16 protein-coding genes are annotated in these 16,148 nt (G+C 73.2%); 6 read left to right on the forward strand and 10 right to left on the reverse strand.

What is annotated here, in order from left to right; translation table 11 throughout:
• Window positions 1-13 precede the first annotated feature (13 nt).
• On the reverse strand, window positions 14-430 hold the full coding sequence (locus tag F1C76_09365) for a phage holin family protein (protein ID QNG36776.1): 417 nt from the start codon (window positions 428-430) through the stop codon (window positions 14-16).
• 82 nt (window positions 431-512) lie between these two features.
• Here F1C76_09365 and F1C76_09370 point away from each other — a divergent pair, with 82 nt between their 5' ends.
• On the forward strand, window positions 513-1,337 hold the full coding sequence (locus tag F1C76_09370; protein ID QNG36777.1) for a lysophospholipase: 825 nt from the start codon (window positions 513-515) through the stop codon (window positions 1,335-1,337).
• A 147-nt stretch (window positions 1,338-1,484) separates the two neighbouring features.
• Here F1C76_09370 and F1C76_09375 read toward each other — a convergent pair whose 3' ends face one another.
• From F1C76_09375 to F1C76_09395, 5 genes are all read right to left on the reverse strand, one after another.
• Window positions 1,485-3,125: an ABC transporter ATP-binding protein gene (locus tag F1C76_09375; GenBank protein QNG36778.1), complete on the reverse strand. Its 1,641-nt coding sequence runs from the start codon at window positions 3,123-3,125 to the stop codon at window positions 1,485-1,487.
• A 1-nt stretch (window position 3,126) separates the two neighbouring features.
• Entirely contained in the window at window positions 3,127-4,041 is a 915-nt protein-coding gene (locus F1C76_09380; GenBank protein QNG36779.1) for an ABC transporter permease, read from the reverse strand.
• A complete protein-coding gene (locus tag F1C76_09385) occupies window positions 4,038-5,051 on the reverse strand; it encodes an ABC transporter permease (protein QNG36780.1) in 1,014 nt (337 codons plus the stop codon). The genes F1C76_09380 and F1C76_09385 overlap by 4 nt, the downstream gene beginning before the upstream one ends.
• Before the next feature lie 62 nt (window positions 5,052-5,113).
• Window positions 5,114-6,727, reverse strand: coding sequence for an ABC transporter substrate-binding protein (locus F1C76_09390; protein ID QNG36781.1), 1,614 nt, complete (start codon window positions 6,725-6,727; stop codon window positions 5,114-5,116).
• Window positions 6,728-6,764: 37 nt separating this feature from the next.
• Window positions 6,765-7,934, reverse strand: a complete 1,170-nt coding sequence (locus tag F1C76_09395) for an aminotransferase class III-fold pyridoxal phosphate-dependent enzyme (protein QNG39130.1) — start codon at window positions 7,932-7,934, stop codon at window positions 6,765-6,767.
• A gap of 244 nt (window positions 7,935-8,178) precedes the next feature.
• On the opposite strand from F1C76_09395, the gene F1C76_09400 reads away from it, so the two are divergent.
• Entirely contained in the window at window positions 8,179-8,793 is a 615-nt protein-coding gene (locus F1C76_09400; GenBank protein ID QNG36782.1) for a TetR/AcrR family transcriptional regulator, read from the forward strand.
• On the opposite strand, the gene F1C76_09405 is transcribed toward F1C76_09400, so the two are convergent.
• Window positions 8,759-10,657, reverse strand: coding sequence for an NAD(P)/FAD-dependent oxidoreductase (locus tag F1C76_09405; protein ID QNG36783.1), 1,899 nt, complete (start codon window positions 10,655-10,657; stop codon window positions 8,759-8,761). The two genes, F1C76_09400 and F1C76_09405, sit on opposite strands and share 35 nt — an antisense overlap.
• Here F1C76_09405 and F1C76_09410 point away from each other — a divergent pair.
• Both F1C76_09410 and F1C76_09415 read left to right on the forward strand, forming a co-directional pair.
• Window positions 10,542-11,195, forward strand: a complete 654-nt coding sequence (locus tag F1C76_09410; protein ID QNG36784.1) for a class II aldolase/adducin family protein — start codon at window positions 10,542-10,544, stop codon at window positions 11,193-11,195. The genes F1C76_09405 and F1C76_09410 overlap by 116 nt on opposite strands.
• A complete protein-coding gene (locus tag F1C76_09415) occupies window positions 11,192-12,166 on the forward strand; it encodes a carbohydrate kinase family protein (GenBank protein ID QNG36785.1) in 975 nt (324 codons plus the stop codon). The genes F1C76_09410 and F1C76_09415 overlap by 4 nt, the downstream gene beginning before the upstream one ends.
• Here the strand turns inward: F1C76_09415 and F1C76_09420 are convergent.
• A complete protein-coding gene (locus F1C76_09420) occupies window positions 12,149-13,066 on the reverse strand; it encodes an AEC family transporter (protein QNG36786.1) in 918 nt (305 codons plus the stop codon). The two genes, F1C76_09415 and F1C76_09420, sit on opposite strands and share 18 nt — an antisense overlap.
• Window positions 13,067-13,103: 37 nt before the next feature.
• Here F1C76_09420 and F1C76_09425 point away from each other — a divergent pair, with 37 nt between their 5' ends.
• Entirely contained in the window at window positions 13,104-13,781 is a 678-nt protein-coding gene (locus F1C76_09425) for a TVP38/TMEM64 family protein (GenBank protein QNG36787.1), read from the forward strand.
• A gap of 28 nt (window positions 13,782-13,809) precedes the next feature.
• On the opposite strand, the gene F1C76_09430 is transcribed toward F1C76_09425, so the two are convergent.
• Window positions 13,810-14,412, reverse strand: a complete 603-nt coding sequence (locus tag F1C76_09430) for a hypothetical protein (protein ID QNG36788.1) — start codon at window positions 14,410-14,412, stop codon at window positions 13,810-13,812.
• Between the two features lie 68 nt (window positions 14,413-14,480).
• Here F1C76_09430 and F1C76_09435 point away from each other — a divergent pair, with 68 nt between their 5' ends.
• Window positions 14,481-15,671: an ATP-binding protein gene (locus F1C76_09435; protein QNG36789.1), complete on the forward strand. Its 1,191-nt coding sequence runs from the start codon at window positions 14,481-14,483 to the stop codon at window positions 15,669-15,671.
• Here the strand turns inward: F1C76_09435 and F1C76_09440 are convergent.
• A complete protein-coding gene (locus tag F1C76_09440; protein QNG36790.1) occupies window positions 15,625-16,134 on the reverse strand; it encodes an Lrp/AsnC family transcriptional regulator in 510 nt (169 codons plus the stop codon). The genes F1C76_09435 and F1C76_09440 overlap by 47 nt on opposite strands.
• Between the last annotated feature and the right edge of the window lie 14 nt (window positions 16,135-16,148).

A 16,148-nucleotide genomic window follows, 5' to 3' on the forward strand; every position in this document is an offset into this window, starting at 1 on the left:
GTCACCAGGCGCGTCAGGCCTTCACCTTGAGCGGCAGGATCAGCTCCGCGATCCAGCTGAAGAGGGCGATGAGGAAGCCGCCCACGATCGCCGTCCAGAAGCCGTCGACCTGCAGCCGGTCGGACACCGCCGCGGTGATGCCGAGCATGGCCGCGTTCACGACCAGCAGGAACAGCCCCAGCGTGAGCACCACGAACGGCAGGCTGAGCAGCCGCACCACCGGGCCGACGATGGAGTTGACCACCGCGAAGAGCAGGGCGACCCAGAGGAAGGTCCCGGTCTCCCCGAACGTGCCGTCGGGGTTGCCGACGACGGTGATGCCGGTGACCAGCTGGGTGACCACGTAGATGATCCCGGCCAGGACGACGACACGGAGCGCGAACCTCACGACGGACGACACGCCGGTCATGGTGGCAGAGGCCCTCTCCATGGGTCCCTCTACGACTCTCTGCGCGTGGTCGCTAGACAGCCGTAGACGGACCTCGAGAGCGGGATCGCCGTAGCCTCCGCGCGTGACCACGCACACGGAGGGACACCTCTCGACCGGGCAGTTCTGGCAGTCCTGGACGCCGGAGGCAGAGGTGACCGGGGTGGTCGTGCTGGTGCACGGGCTGCACGAGCACGGCGGCCGGTACGCCCACGTCGCCGAGCGCCTGGCCCGGGCCGGCTACGCCACCTCCGCCCCCGACCACCCGGGGCACGGCCGCTCGCCCGGGAGCCGGGGGAACATCGGCTCGATGGCCGCCACGGTGGCCGGGGTCGACGAGGTCGTCCGGCGGGCGGTCGAGGCGCACCCCGGCGTCCCGCTGTTCGTCTACGGGCACAGCATGGGCGGGCTCGTCGCCGCGCAGTACCTCACCGGTCGGCCCTCGGTCGCCGTCCGCGGCGCCGTGCTCTCCGCCCCCGCGCTGGACCTCTCCACCGCCAGCGGCGTGCAGCGGGCGGTCGCCCCGGTGCTGTCGCGGCTGCTGCCAGACCTCGGCGTACTGACCCTGGACGCGACCGCGGTCAGCCGCGACCCCGCCGTCGTCGCCGCGTACCAGGCCGACCCGCTGAACCGGATGGGCAAGGTCCGGGCGCGCACCGGTGCCGAGATGGTCGCGGCCACCGCCGCGATGCCCGACCGGTTGCGTTCCCTGACGATCCCGCTGCTGGTGCTGCACGGCAGCGCCGACCGGCTGGTGCCGCCTGCAGCCAGCGAGCTCGTCGTGGACCGCGCCGGGTCGACCGACGTCACGCACACCGTCTACGACGGGCTGTTCCACGAGCCGCACAACGAGCCCGAGCAGGACCGGGTGCTCGACGACGTCGTGGCGTGGCTGGACGCACACCGCTGAGGCCCCCCCTGGGGGGAACACCGACCCGGCGGACGTGCTTGTCTGGAGCAGGCCGGTCCGGTGCATGCCCCCGGGCCTCACCCCCGTCGCCACGAGCGACCACTCGCCGCGAGGCGGCTGTCCGGACCGGCCCTCACTCCTCCCGGCTCACCCCGCCGGGACGACCGACGGGGAGCCCGCCTCCCCGACCGGGATCGCGTCGAGCAGGGCGCGGGTGTACGCGTGGGTCGGGTGGTGGAAGAGCTCGGCGGGGCTGCCGCTCTCCACGATCGACCCGGCCCGCATCACGTGCACGACGTGGCAGATCATCCGGACGACGGCCAGGTCGTGGCTGATGAACAGGTAGCTGAGCCCCAGCCGCCGCTGCAGGGACACCAGCAGCTCGAGGATCTGGGCCTGCACCAGCACGTCCAGCGCCGACACCGCCTCGTCCAGGACCACGACGTCGGGGTCCAGGGCCAGGGCCCGGGCGATGGCGACCCGCTGGCGCTGCCCACCGGAGAGCTCGTGCGGGTACCGGCGGGCCAGCTCGGGGTCCAGCGCGACCTGGGACAGCAGCTCGGCCACCTTCGCCCGCCGCTCCGCCGGGGTGCCGACCCCGTGCACGTCCAGGGGCTCCCGGATCGCGTCGCCCACCGTGTACCGGGAGTCCAGGGCGGCGTAGGGGTTCTGGAAGACCGGCTGCACCCGTCGGCGGAACGCGAAGAGCTCCCGGCCCCCGATGCCGGTGACCGACGTGCCCTCGAAGGCCAGCTCGCCGGCGGTGGGCTCCGCCAGCTTGAGCACCATCTTGGCCACGGTCGACTTGCCCGAGCCGCTCTCCCCGACGATCCCGACCGTCGTCCCGCGGGGGATGGTGAAGGAGACGTCGTCGACGGCGGTGAACGGGGTGCGCCGGCCCAGGGCGCCGGTGCGCACCGGGTACTCCTTGCGCAGGCCGGTGACCTCGATGATCGGCTCGGCGGTGCCCTCCGGCGGGGTGACCATCGAGGAGGTCGCCAGGCTGGGCGCGGCCGAGATCAGCAGCCGGGTGTACTCGGCGGTGGGCGAGGTGAGCACGGTCTGCGCCGGGCCCTCCTCCACGACCGCGCCCTTGCGCATGACGACCACGTGGTCGGCCCGTTCGGCGGCCAGCGCGAGGTCGTGGGTGACCAGCAGGACGGCGGTGCCCATCGTCTCGGTGAGCTCGGCCAGCTGGTCCAGCACGGTCTTCTGCACCGTCACGTCCAGGGCGGACGTGGGCTCGTCGGCGATGAGGAGCTGGGGACGCAGGGCCAGGCCCATCGCGATGAGCACCCGCTGGCGCATGCCGCCGGAGAACTCGTGCGGGTACTGCGCGTAGCGCCGTCCGGCGTCGGCGATGCCGACCCGCTCCAGCAGCTCGACCGCCTTCTTCTTCGCCTCCCGGCCGCGGGCCTCGCGGTGGACGGTGAACACCTCGGCGATCTGCGACCCCACCGAGCGCAGCGGGTTCAGGTTCGACATCGGGTCCTGCGGCACCAGGCCGATCTGCTTGCCCCGGACGCCGTTCATCTGGCGCTCGGACCGGGCCAGCAGGTCCACCCCGTCGAAGGTCACCGACCCCTGGGTGACCCGGCCGTTGGGGGCCAGCAGCCGGTTCACCGCGGCGGTCAGCGTGGACTTGCCCGACCCGGACTCACCCACCACGGCGACGGTCTGGCCCGCGTGCACGGTCAGGGAGGCACCGGAGACGGCCTCGACGTCGCCGCGGTCGGTGCGGAAGGCGACCGACAGGTCGCGCACCTGGAGCAGGGGAGCAGTGGTCATCTCAGCGTCCTCGGTTCTTGACGTCGAACACGTCGCGCAGGCCGTCGCCCAGGAAGTTGACCGCGAGCACCACCGAGACCATCGCGATGCCGGGTCCGGCCGCGATCCACCACTGGTAGAAGTTCGCCGCGCCGTCGGTGATCATCGCGCCCCACTCGGGGGAGGGCGGCAGTGCGCCCAGGCCCAGGAAGCTCAGCGACGCGACCAGGATGATGATCGAGCCCAGGTCCATCGTGGCGTTGACCGACACCGGGGTCAGCGAGTGCGGCAGGACGTGCTTGCGCAGGACCGCCCACCGGCCCATCCCGATCGCCCGGGCCGCGAGCACGTGCTCGCGCTCCTTGATCGACAGGATCTGGCCCCGCACCAGCCGGGCGTAGATCGGCCACCAGACCGCGACGATCGCCAGGAAGGCGTTGGCCAGACCCGGCCCGAGGGCGGCCGCGACGGCCATCGCCAGCAGGATCGACGGGAACGCCATGGTGATGTCGGCCGTGCGCATGAGGACGGCGTCGACCCAGCCGCCGAAGAAGCCCGCGACCGCGCCCACCAGGCTGCCCACCAGCACCGACAGCACGATGGCCAGCACCGCGATCGGCAGCGAGAGGCGCGCCCCGTGCAGCACCCGCGAGAACACGTCGCGGCCCAGGGAGTCGGTGCCGAAGAGGTGCTCGCCCGACGGCGGGAGCAGCCGGCCGCCGGAGGAGGAGAACGGGTCGTGCGGGGCCAGCACGCCGGCGAGGGCGATGACCAGCAGCCACACCAGGACGACGACGGCGCCGACGACGATCTGCGGCCGGGCGAAGCGCCGCAGCCGGGCCCGGAACGGGAGCTTCTCGTCGTCGAGCGGGGCCTGGGGGAGGGCGGTGCCGCCGAACGGGCCGGCCTCCGCGAGCGGGCCTGCGGTGATGGTCATGAGAGCCGCACCCTGGGGTCGATGGTCGCGTAGGCGATGTCGGTGAGCAGGTTGCCGAGCAGGAAGAGCACGCCACCGACCAGACAGACGCCGGTGATGGCCGGGAAGTCCAGCCCCCGGGAGGACTCGACGGCGTAGGTGCCGATGCCGTTCCAGGAGAAGATCGTCTCGATCAGCACCGCGCCCATGATCAGGAGCCCGACCGAGACGCCGATCAGGGTGACCACCGGGGTGATCGCGTTCTTCAGCACGTGCCGGTTGAGCACCTGGCCGCGGGCCATGCCCTTGGCCCGGGCGGTCCGGACGTAGTCCGCGCCCTGCTCCTCCAGCATCTGGGAGCGCACCAGCCGGATCACCGTGCCCAGCAGCGCCAGGCTCATGATGAACGCGGGCATCAGCAGGTGCGCGAACGCGTCGGTGAACAGCGGCCAGTCCCCGGCCAGCAGCGAGTCCACGGTGTAGAAGCCGGTGACGTCGGGGGGCGGGATGACCCGGGCGGAGAGCCGGCCCGGGCTGGGCGCGATGCCCAGGGTCGCGTAGAAGACGAACAGGAAGACCAGCCCGACCCAGAACACTGGCAGCGACGAACCGGCCAGCGCGGCGACCCGCAGGACGCCGTCGGCGACCCTGCCCTGGGTGCGGGCGGCGATCACCCCGCCCACGGTGCCCAGCACGACGGCGATGACCAGCGCGGTGAACGCCAGCTCCAGGGTGGCCGGCAACCGCGCACCGAGGTCGTCCAGCACCGGGGACTTGGTGCGGAACGAGGTGCCCAGGTCACCACGGACCAGGTTGGTCAGGTACACCCAGTACTGCTCGGCCAGGCTCTTGTCCAGGCCCCACCGGCGGGTGGCCGCGGCCACGACGTCGGGGTTGCCCAGGTTGCGCTCGCCCACGATGGTGACCAGCGGGTTGCTGGAGACCGAGCGGGACAGGAAGAACGCGATGGTCACGATGCCCCAGAGCAGCAGGGGGATCAGGGCCAGGCGCCGGAGGGTGAAGCGGAGCACGGGCTGCCTCCTGGGTGGGGGATCGGGTCCCCGGGGGCGGTCACCCGCCCCCGGGGCCGGACTCAGTCGGTGAAGGAGAGCCTGGTCAGGTCGAGGTTGCGGGTGATGTCGTAGTTGTTGCCCTGGAGGTCGGCCGAGCTGGCCAGGATGTAGCTCGGGTTCACGATCGGCAGGATGATCGCGTCGTCGTACATCAGCTGGCCCAGCTCGGTGTAGGTCGCCGTCCGCTCGTCACCGGACTGCGCCAGGGCCGCCGCCACCAGGTCGTTCTCCTCCGGACTGACCGGCATCCGGGCCCGGCCGGCCCAGACCGAGCCGTCGATCAGCGAGAAGTACTGGAAGTACTGGACGGTGTCGGGGTGGTCGGGCGCGAAGTAGATCGCGGTCACCGGGTAGCCGGTGCTGTCGATCTGCTCGCCCCAGGTGGAGAAGTCCACCGGCGCCAGGTTCAGCGTCACGCCGACCTCGGCCAGGCTCTGCTGGATCGACTGCATCTCGGTGTTGGAGCTGACCCCGTAGGCCGAGAACGTCGGGTACGTGGCGTCGAGGGTCAGCCCGTCGGGGTAGCCGGCCTCGGCCAGGAGCGCGCGGGCGCCGTCCGGGTCGAAGTCCGGGATCGGCAGGTCCTCGCTGCCCTCGAAGCCGTTCGGGATGCCGGTGGACTGGCGCTCGCCGTTGCCGGCCAGCGTGGCGTCGATGACGGTGTCGTAGTCGATGCCCATCCGGATGGCGTCGCGCACCCGCACGTCCTGCAGGGCCTCCCCGCCGGCCACGCCGGGGGACAGCGCCAGGTACAGGAAGTTGTAGGAGGGGACGACGTCGGTGGTCAGCGACGAGTCGGACTCGATCTGGTCCAGGGAGTCGAAGCTGATCTGCATGGCCAGGTCGATGTCGCCCTGCTGCAGCTGCTGCAGCTGCGCCGAGGCGTCGGTGACCTCCTTGATCGTGACGCTGGAGAAGTTCGGCTCCTCGCCCCAGTAGGAGTCGTTGGCCGACAGCACGATCTCCGAGCCCTCGGAGTAGGAGTCCAGGACGTACTGACCGGAGCCGGCCGAGTTCTCCAGGAACCACTGCTCGGCGGTGTCGCTGCTGGCCGCGTCGGCGTCGGCGGTCGCGCCGTTCTCGGCCGCGACGTCGGAGTTGACCACGCCCATGTAGGACGCCGAGGCGATGTTCAGGAAGGCCGAGTTCGGCGCCGCCGAGGTGACGACGACGGTGCGGTCCCCGGTGGCCTCGACACCGGTGATGCCCTGCATGAAGTAGCTGGGCAGGCCCTGCAGGTTCTGCACCCGCAGCCACGACCAGGCCACGTCCTCGGCCTCGACGGCCGAACCGTCGGCGAACACGGCGTCGGGGTCGATCTCGAAGGTGAACTGGGTGGAGTCCTCGTTGGCCTCCCACGACTCCGCCAGCAGCGGCTCGAGCTCGCCGTCCGGGGTGGCCCGCACGACCGTCTCGTAGACCGCGGAGTTGTAGATCTGGCACGTGTCGCAGAGCGACCGGGAGATGTCCAGGGAGTTCACGTCCATCGCCCGGCCGATGATGATCCCGGTCCGGTCGGTGGTGGCCGGCCCGGTCGAGGAGCACGCCGCCAGGGACGTCGCGGCCAGGACCACGACCCCTGCCCGTACTGCGGTTCGTCGACGGTGCGGTGCACTCGGGCGGGCGCTGCTCATGGGTCTCCTCTGCCGTGCCGGGTGGGGGTGGGGTGGGTCAGACGTCGAGCGAGGCGAGCTCGTCGAAGGCGTCCTGGGTGCGCAGCAGCGCCTCGTCGACGACGTCGTCGGTGTGGGCCGTGGAGAGGAACATGTTGTGCCAGGGGTGCAGCAGCACCCCGCGCCTGATCGCGGCGTCGGTGAAGGCGAAGGCACGCTTCTTGTGCACGTCGTCGGCGAACACCAGCAGCGGCATCTGGGTGGGTCCGGTGAGCTGCAGCGGCCGCCCGGCGGCGATCGACTGGGCCTCCAGCCCCGCCTTGAACCGGTCGCCGGCCGACCGGGTGAGGCCCGGGGCGTCCAGCGCGACGGCCTCCCCGACGGTGGCGATGCCGGCCGCCATGGGCACCGCGGAGTACCAGAAGGACCCGGTCACGTAGACCTCGGACGCAGCGGCGCTCAACGCGTCGGTGCCGACCAGGGCCGCGATCGGGTAGCCGTTGCCCAGCGCCTTGGAGAAGGCGGTGAGGTCCGGGCGGATGCCCAGGGACTCCCAGGCACCCCGGACGTCGAGCCGGAAGCCGGTGCGCACCTCGTCGAGCACCAGCGCCGCGCCCTCGGCGGTGGCCAGCTCCCGGGCGGCCCGGGCGAAGGCCGGGTCCACCAGCTCCTGCGGGACGAAGGCGTCGTGCCGGAACGGGGTCACGATGATCGCGGCGACGTCCCCGGCGTGGGCGTCGACGGCCGCCCGCAGCGAGGCGACGTCGTTGTACTCGAACTCGACGATGTTGGCCCGGTCCTCGGCCGTGACCCCGACCGCCCGGGGGGTGAACCAGTCGTTCGCGCCGTGGTAGGCGACCGCGGCCTTGAGGAACTTGCTCTTGCCGGTGGCGGCCCGGGCGATCCGGATGGCCGTCGAGGTGGCGTCGGTGCCGTTCTTGGCGAACACCGCCCAGTCGGCGTGCGCCACGGTGTCGGTCAGCAGCTCGGCGAACTCCACCATCCGGGCCGAGGGGCCGGTGAGCGTGTCACCGAGGGCCTGCTGGGCGGCCGCGGCGGCGTCCACCCGGGGGTTGCGGTGCCCCAGCAGCATCGGCCCGAAGGCGCACATGAAGTCGATGTAGCGGTTGCCGTCGACGTCCCAGGTCAGGGCCCCCTCACCGCGTGCGTAGAACTGCGGGAAGGAGGGCGGCATCGTGTGCTCGTTGGCCGTCATGTGGCCGTACATGCCGCCGGGGATCACCCGGGCGGCCCGGGCCCGCAGCTCGGCGTCCAGCGTCCGGGACACGGTGAGGCGTTCTTCGGCGAGAGTCACGAGGGGGCCTCCTGGGAGCGGGGTGCGAGCACGTCCGACTATTTATGTCGGATGTTCGATATAAGTTAGGGTCCGGCTACGCTGCTGTAAAGGGTTCGGCGCCTGTTTCTCGTGACCCAGCTCACCCGTCGGCCACCAGCCGTCACCGAGGAGTCCCGTGCCCAAGATCGTCGACCACGCCGAGCGTCGGCGGGAGGTCCTCGACGCCACGTGGCGGGTCATCGCCCGGACCGGACTGGACTCCGCGACAACCCGGGCGATCGCCGAGGAGGCCGGCTACTCCATCGGCGTGCTCACGCACTACTTCAGCGACAAGCAGGACATCCTGGTCTCCGCGCACCGGCTGGCGTTCGCACGGGCGCGCGACCGCATCCTCGCCGCCACCCGGGAGACCACCGGCATCGCGGCCCTGCGCCTGGCCCTGCTGGAGGCCCTCCCGCTGGACGCCGAGCGGTTCGTGGAGGCGCAGGTCGACGTGAGCTTCCTCGGCCAGTCGGTCGGCAACGCCCACCTGCGGGGCATCCGGAGCGCCACCTACGAGGGCTCCCGGCGGCTGTGGCGGTCCTTCCTGGACCAGGCCGACGCCGGCGGTGAGCTGGGCCCCGACGCCGATCTCGCGCTGCTCGTCGACGACGTCGTCTGCCTGGTCGACTCGCTGTCGATCCAGGCGATCGTCGACCCCGACCACATGACCGCCGACCACCAGGTCGTGCTCGTCGACCGGTTCCTGGCGCGGGTCAGCGCCGGTGGTGCACCGGCGCCCGCTCGCTGACCGGGGTCGGGATGCCTGCGTACCGGGCGGCCAGCTGCAGGGCCAGGTACAGCGAGTAGTGCCGCGACTGGGACAGGTTCCCGGCGTGGAACCACAGCTGGGGGACGGCGGTCGGCTTCCACACGTTGCGCAGCTCGCCCTCCCAGGGCCCCGGGTCGCCCGTCGTCCCCGAGCCCGTGCCCCAGACCCGGCCCACCCGGTCGGCGGTGTCCTGGTCGACGAGGTCGGCGACCCAGCCGTTCATCGGGTCGTACCCGGTGGCGTGGACGACGAGGTCGGCCGGCAGCTCGGTGCCGTCCTCCAGCACCACGGCGTCCTCGGTGAGCTCGCGGACCTGCCCGCGGGCCAGCCGCACCGAGCCGTCGGCGATCAGCTCGGAGGCGCCCACGTCGATGTAGTAGCCCGAGCCCCGACGCAGGTACTTCAGCAGCATGCCGGTGTCGTCCTCGCCGAAGTCCAGCGCGAAGCCGACGGCCTCCAACCGCGCGTAGAAGTCGGCGTCCTGCACCCGGATGCGGTCGTAGACCGGCTTCTGGAAGCGGCCCAGCAGCGCCAGCGGGACCGACGCCAGCGTCAGGTCCGCCTGCATCGTGGTCACCCCGGCGGCCAGCGCCTCCTCGGAGTACGTCCCGGCCATCGACTGCAGCACGGCCTCGCTGCGGACGACGAGGGTGGAGCTGCGTTGGACCATCGTGACGTCGGCGCCGTTCTCCCACAGCGCCGCGCAGATGTCGTGCGCGGAGTTGTTCGACCCGACCACCACCACCCGTCGTCCGTCGTGCGCGCCGGAGCCGTCGTGCTCGGAGGAGTGCCGCTGCTCCCCGCGGAAGCGGTCCGCGCCGGGGAAGACCGGCACCCGGGGCTTGCCGCTCATGCCGGTGGCGAACACCAGCTGGACCGGGTGGACGGTGAGCTCCTCGCCGTCCCGCTCCAGCACCACGTCCCAGCGTCCGGCGGTGGCGTCGAAGGACGCGGAGCGGACGGTGGTGGCCGACCGGTAGTCGATCTCCATCACCCGCACGTACACCTCCAGCCAGTCGGCGATCGCGTCCTTGGGGGCGAAGACCGGCCAGGTGGGCGGGAAGGGGAGGTAGGGCAGGTGGTCGTACCAGACCGGGTCGTGCAGGCGCAGGGACTGGTACCGGCTGCGCCACTGGTCACCCGGCCGGCCGTGCCGGTCCACCACCACCGCCGGGACGCCGAGTGCCTTGAGCCGAGCACCCAGCGCGATGCCGCCCTGCCCGCCGCCGATCACCAGCACGTACGGCTCGGCCGTCCCCGGTCCTGGGCGGGGCTCGGTGCCGCGGGGACGGCGGGTGCCGGTCGCCTCCTCGTGGCCGGTGAGCTCGAACAGCGTGGTGAGCAGCGTCCACGCCCGGCCGCCGGTCAGCCGCAGGTGCCCGCGACCGCGGCCCACCGAGGTCTCGAACTCGATCCACGCCTCCTCGAGGGCCCCGTTGCGCGTGGGCGACGTGCCCGCGGACACCCGGAAGCCGGTGGGGTCCACCCGGTCCAGCACCTCGACCAGCCGGGCCCGGACGGCGTCGCGGCCCTCGGCGGTGGCGATGTTCCACGTGAAGGCGACGAGGTCCCGCCAGAAGCACTCCGGGGCGAACAGGTCCACGACCGCGTCGACGTCCCGGGCGGTGAGCGCGTCCTGGAAGCGGGCCAGCCAGGACTGCAGGTCGTCGGACACGAGCGCCTCCGCGGGTCTTTTCCATGTCGGTCGTTCGATATACGTTAGGGCGATGGAGCCCGTCCCACCAGGTGCCGACGTCCAGCGCGCCCGCCAGGCCGTGGCCGAGGGCGGACGACGGCTGATCAGCGAGGGCCTGGTCACCGGGACCGCCGGCAACGTCAGCATCCGGGTCGGTGACCTGGTCGCGGTGTCGCCGTCCTCGGTGCCCTACGACGAGGTCGGACCCGACGAGGTCTGCGTGGTCGACCTGCAGGGCCGGGTGGTGGCCGGCAGCCTCCGCCCGTCCACCGAGACCGGGCTGCACCTGTCGGTCTACGCGGCCACCGACGCCGGCGCGATCGTGCACCACCACGGCCTGCGCAGCGTCGCCGTCTCCACCGTCGTGGACGTGCTCCCGCCCCTGCACTACTACGCCGTCCGGCTCGGGGGCGCCCCGCGCGTCGCGCCGTACCACCGTTACGGGACGCCGGAGCTCGCCGCCGCCGTGACCGGGGCCCTGCAGGACCGCACCGCCGCGCTGATGCAGAACCACGGTGCCGTGACGTACGGCGCCGACCTGGACCAGGCCTTCGAGCGGGCCCACCTGCTCGAGTGGCTCTGCGAGCTGTTCGGGGAGGCCAGCGCGCTGGGCCGCCCGCGGGTGCTCACCGACGACGAGCTCGCCGAGGTCGCCGCTGCCGCCTACGGAGGGACCCCCCGATGACCCACGTCGTCTGCATCGGCCCGCACATCGTCGACGTGCTGGTCCGCCCGGTCACCGAGATCCCGCCCGGACAGGGCGGGGTGCTGATCGAGGACGCGCGGATCACCGCGGCCGGGACCGCCGCCGGGACCTCGGTGGACCTGGCCAAGCTCGGCGCCCGGGTGACCTCGATCGGGGCCATCGGGTCGGACTCCCTGGGGCGGCTGCTCCGCATGCTGCTGGCCGACCACGGGGTCGAGACGGACCGGTTGGTCACCCGCGAGGGCGGCCGGACGTCGACGACGATCCTGCCGATCCGGCCCAACGGCGAGCGGCCCACGATGCACCTGCCCGGGGTCACCGCGACGCTGACCGCCGACGACGTGGACCTCGACCTGGTCGCCCGTGCCGACGTGCTGCACCTGGGTGGACCCGACGTCCTCGGCCCGTTCGCCACCGAGGTGGCACCGGGTCTGCTCCGGCACGCCCGCGGGTCGGGGACGACCACCACCGTGGACCTGCTGCGATCGGGCGCCGGACCGGACGTGCTGGAGCTGCTGAGGCCCCTGTGGCCCTGGGTGGACCTCTTCGTGCCCAACGACGACCAGCTGCGCTCGATGACCGGCCTCGCCGACCTCGAGGAGGCCGCCCGGGTGCTCCGGGGACTGGGCGTGGGCACGGTCGTGGTGACCTGCGGCGCCGAGGGCTCGCTGATCGTCGGGGAGGGCCCGGCCGAGCGCGTCCCGGCCTTCACCCTCGACGTCGTGGACACCACCGGGTGCGGCGACGCCTTCACCGCCGGGCTGGTCGTGGGTCTGCAGCTCGGCTGGGACCTGCCGGTGGCCGCGCGACTGGCCACCGCGGCCGCCGCGCTGGTCGCCCAGGGCCTGGGGTCGGACGCCGGCATCGTCGACCTGCCCTCGACCCTGGCGTACTGGGCCGAGCGGGCCGACCAGGTGGGCCTCGCCCCGCCCTCAGCCCAGCAGGGCTGACACCACCAGCAGCACCGGGATGGAGCCCACCGTGCTCAGCGTGATCGACTCCCGGGCCAGGTCGACGGCCGTCCGGTAGGTGACCGCGTAGGTGAAGATGTTCTGCGCCGCGGGCAGCGCGCAGAGCACCACGACGACGAAGAGCGTCTGCGGCCCCAGCCCCAGCGCGAGCCCGAGCAGCCAGGCCACCAACGGCATGCCGACCAGCTTGACGCCGACCGCGGTCAGCACCGGCGCCCGCTCGGCCCCGCGGCCGGGCACCGGACTGCCGTGCAGCGAGATGCCGTAGGCCAGCAGCACCGCGGGGACGGCGAGGCCGCCCAGCAGCCCGATCGGGTCGAGCAGGAAGCCGGGCACCCGGACGTCGAAGGCGCTGACCAGCAGGCCCAGCGCCGACCCGATGAGCACCGGGTTCTTCACCGGCGCCAGCAGCCGCTCGCGCAGCGTCGTCCCCGAGCCCGGGACCGCGAGGTCCAGCACCACCAGCGACGCCGGGACCAGCACGACCAGCTGGAACAGCAGCAGCGGGGCGACCGCGGTGGCGTCCCCGAGCACGTAGATCGCGATCGGGATGCCCAGGTTGGCGCTGTTGACCATGCTCGCGCTCAGCGCCCCGATGGTCGTGCGCCCCAGCCCCCACCCGCACACCGCGCCGACGACGGCGAACACCGCGATGGCCGCCAGCGCCGACACCGAGGTCACCAGCAGCACGGGGGAGAAGACGTCCCCCAGCTCGGCCCCGGCCAGCGTGGTGAACAGCAGCGCCGGCGTCGCGACGAGGAACGAGGCCCGGGAGAGCACCTCCTGCGCGTGCGGGCCCAGCACACCGCGCCGGCCAACGAGGTACCCGACCCCGATGACCACCCCGATGACCAGGAACCCCGCCAGCACCCCGGTCACCGGCCCATCCTCGCCCACGGCCCGCACACTGGGGGCGATGAGGCGGGCGCGGGTGACGACGGCGCAGGCCGTGCGGGCAGCGCTGTTGGTCCTGCTGCTGGTCGCCGGGGTGGTGCTGGCGGTGACCGTCGACCTGCCCTCGGTGGCGACGCTGCGCGGGTGGCTGGCCGACGCGGGGGCCTGGGGCTGGGTCGGGCTCGTCGTGGTGTCGGCGCTGGTCACCCTCGCCCCGGTGCCGCGGACGGCGCTCAGCGTGCTCGCCGGGGTGCTCGCCGGGTTCGAGGGCGGCCTGGTGGTGGCCTGGGCCAGCGGGGTGCTGGGTGCCGCGGCCGGGTTCGGGGTGGCCCGGCTGCTGGGCCGGGACACCGTGCAGCGGCTGGCCGGGCCCCGGCTGGCCCGGGCCGACGCCGTGCTGACCCACCGCGGGGTGCTGTCCACCCTGCTCGGGCGGCTGACGCCGGTCGCCCCGTTCACGCTGGTCAGCTACGCGGGCGGGCTCTCGGGCATCCGCTTCCGCGACCACCTGCTGGGGACGGCGATCGGCCTGGTCCCGGGCACCGTGCTGCACGTCGGGGTGGGCGCCACGGTCGGTGCGGCCGGCGAGCTCGGCGGGTGGACGCTGCTGGCCAGCGCGCTGCCGTTCGCCGTCGTCGGCACCGTGCTCGTGGTCCGCTGGCTGCGGCGGCGCCGTCTGACCCGGTCTGCGGCCGTCTAGTCCCGCCGCTAGAGGACCGCAGACGCCGCTACGGGACCTCGACGGTGGTGGTCACCCGCACCACCGAGGGCCGGGGCGGCACCGAACCGAACCCGAACCGGACCGGTGGGTCGACGGGGGCCAGGTCGCCCAGCGGCGCACCGTCCCAGCTCGCCGTGGCCGACACCAGGGCGTGCAGGTCCTGCACGCCGTACCACTCGGTCCGTCCGTTCCCGGCCGAGCCGCGGGTGTGCAGGCCGGTGAGCAGCTGCGCGGGGCGGTCCAGCAGCCCGACCCAGGCCGGGGTGCGGGCCAGCGGCGGCGGGACGGCGCGCAGCAGCCAGCCCAGGGCCGGACGACGTCCCACGCGTACCTGCAGGGCCAGCGGACCGGCCTGCACCGTCCACCGGTCGGCGGCCCGGCGCACCGCGACGTCGACGACGTGCACCGCGTCGAAGGAGTAGGTGGCCGCCACGAAGTCGGCCAGCGGCCGCGTCTGCGCCAGCAGCACCCGGTGCCCGTCGGCGCGCTCGACCATCACGTCGGACACCGCGCCCAGCGGCGACCGCGGCCAGTGCCCGACGACCAGCCGGGTGCCCGAGGTCGTGCCGGTGCCGAGGATCCAGCCGTCGAACCGCTCCCGATGCGCCACGCGACACGCCCTACCCCGTTCTACGCAGGTCTACCTCGACCGCTAGAGAGCCGAATACGGTGCGACACATGGACCCCGTGCGGAACCCGTACGCCCCCGGCGCCGGTCAGCGGCCCCCCGAGCTCGCCGGCCGCGACACCGAGCTGAGCGCCTTCGACGTCGTCCTCGAGCGGATCGCGCACGGCCGCCCGGAGCGGTCGCTGGTGCTCACCGGGCTGCGCGGGGTCGGCAAGACGGTGCTGCTCAACCAGCTGCGGTCCGCGGCGATCGCCCGCGGGTGGGGGACCGGCAAGATCGAGGCCCGGCCCGACCAGTCGCTGCGGCGGCCGGTCTCCAGCGCGCTGCACATGGCGCTGCGCGAGCTGGGTCCGCGGCACGGCGACCAGGAGTCGGTGCAGGAGGTGCTGGGCGTGGTCAAGGCCTTCGCCCAGCGGCAGGCACCGGACGCCAAGGTGCGCGACCGCTGGCAGCCGGGCATCGACGTCCCCGCCGCCACCGGCCGGGCCGACAGCGGCGACATGGAGATCGACCTGGTCGAGCTGCTCAGCGACGCCGCCGGGGTGGCCGCCGACATCGGCAGCGGCATCGCGCTGTTCATCGACGAGATGCAGGACGTGCAGCCCGACGACGTCAGCGCCATCTGCGCCGCCTGCCACGAGCTCTCCCAGCAGGGGGCGCCGCTGATCGTGGTGGGCGCCGGGCTGCCGCACCTGCCCGCCGTCCTCAGTGCCTCGAAGTCCTACTCCGAGCGGCTGTTCCGCTACCTGCGGATCGACCGGCTGGACCGCCCCGCCGCCGACCGAGCCCTGGTCGGCCCGGCCGAGCGGGAGGACGTCGCCTTCGACGCCGAGGCCCTCGACGCGCTCTACGACGCCGCCGACGGCTACCCCTACTTCGTGCAGGCCTACGGCAAGGTCACCTGGGACGTCGCCGCCACCTCGCCGATCACCGCCGCCGACGTCGCGATGGCCGCACCGGCCGCCGAGGCCGAGCTGGCGGTGGGGTTCTTCGGCTCCCGCTACGACCGGGCCACCCCCGCCGAGCGGGAGTACATGCACGCGATGGCCGAGCTGGGCGGGCCCTCCGGCACCGCCGTCAGCACCTCCGACGTCGCGGTCTCCCTGGGCCGCAAGCCCGCCTCGCTCTCCCCGGCCCGGGACTCGCTGATCAAGAAGGGCCTGGTCTACAGCGCCGAGCGCGGCCAGATCGCCTTCACCGTGCCCCACTTCGGCCGGTACCTGCTGCGCCAGCCGGGCTGATCGGGGAGTCGGTCGCGGTGATACGCGGTGGCCGGCGCAGGTGCTCGTAGACCACGCTGGTCCGCACGTCGCCGACCTCCGGCCGCTGGGTGAGCCGGTCGACGACGAAGGAGTACAGCGCCTGGTTGTCGGCCAGGGCCACGTGCACCAGGAAGTCCTCGGCGCCGGAGACGACGAACAGCCCGATCGTCTCCGGCTGGGCCTGCGCCCAGTCCCGGAAGGCCTCGATCGCGCGGCGGGAGGGCGGGCGCACCCGGATGGCGATCAGCGCCTGCACCGGGCGCCCGACCGACGCCAGGTCGACGTCCAGGGTGGCTCCCCGGATGACCCCGCGGTCCCGCAGCGCCCGGGTGCGCTCCAGCGCCGTGGACGGCGCCACCCCCACGGCGGCCGCCACGTCCCGGTTGGTCCGCCGGGCATCGGACTGGAGTTCCCGCAGGATCGCCGCATCGAGTTCGTCCACGGACCCATCCTGCC

It is taken from the genome of Geodermatophilaceae bacterium NBWT11 (assembly GCA_014218215.1).
Taxonomy (GTDB): Bacteria; Actinomycetota; Actinomycetes; order Mycobacteriales; family Geodermatophilaceae; genus Klenkia.

Excerpts from the sequence above, each read along its gene's own strand:
- F1C76_09365 (QNG36776.1), bottom strand. The coding sequence starts at position 430 with ATGGAGAGGGCCTCTGCCACCATGACCGGCGTGTCGTCCGTCGTGAGG.
- F1C76_09375 (QNG36778.1), bottom strand. The coding sequence starts at position 3,125 with ATGACCACTGCTCCCCTGCTCCAGGTGCGCGACCTGTCGGTCGCCTTC.
- F1C76_09380 (QNG36779.1), bottom strand. The coding sequence starts at position 4,041 with ATGACCATCACCGCAGGCCCGCTCGCGGAGGCCGGCCCGTTCGGCGGC.
- F1C76_09390 (QNG36781.1), bottom strand. The coding sequence starts at position 6,727 with ATGAGCAGCGCCCGCCCGAGTGCACCGCACCGTCGACGAACCGCAGTA.
- F1C76_09395 (QNG39130.1), bottom strand. The coding sequence starts at position 7,934 with ATGTACGGCCACATGACGGCCAACGAGCACACGATGCCGCCCTCCTTC.
- F1C76_09410 (QNG36784.1), top strand. The coding sequence starts at position 10,542 with ATGGAGCCCGTCCCACCAGGTGCCGACGTCCAGCGCGCCCGCCAGGCC.
- F1C76_09405 (QNG36783.1), bottom strand. The coding sequence starts at position 10,657 with ATGCTGACGTTGCCGGCGGTCCCGGTGACCAGGCCCTCGCTGATCAGC.
- F1C76_09415 (QNG36785.1), top strand. The coding sequence starts at position 11,192 with ATGACCCACGTCGTCTGCATCGGCCCGCACATCGTCGACGTGCTGGTC.
- F1C76_09425 (QNG36787.1), top strand. The coding sequence starts at position 13,104 with ATGAGGCGGGCGCGGGTGACGACGGCGCAGGCCGTGCGGGCAGCGCTG.
- F1C76_09435 (QNG36789.1), top strand. The coding sequence starts at position 14,481 with ATGGACCCCGTGCGGAACCCGTACGCCCCCGGCGCCGGTCAGCGGCCC.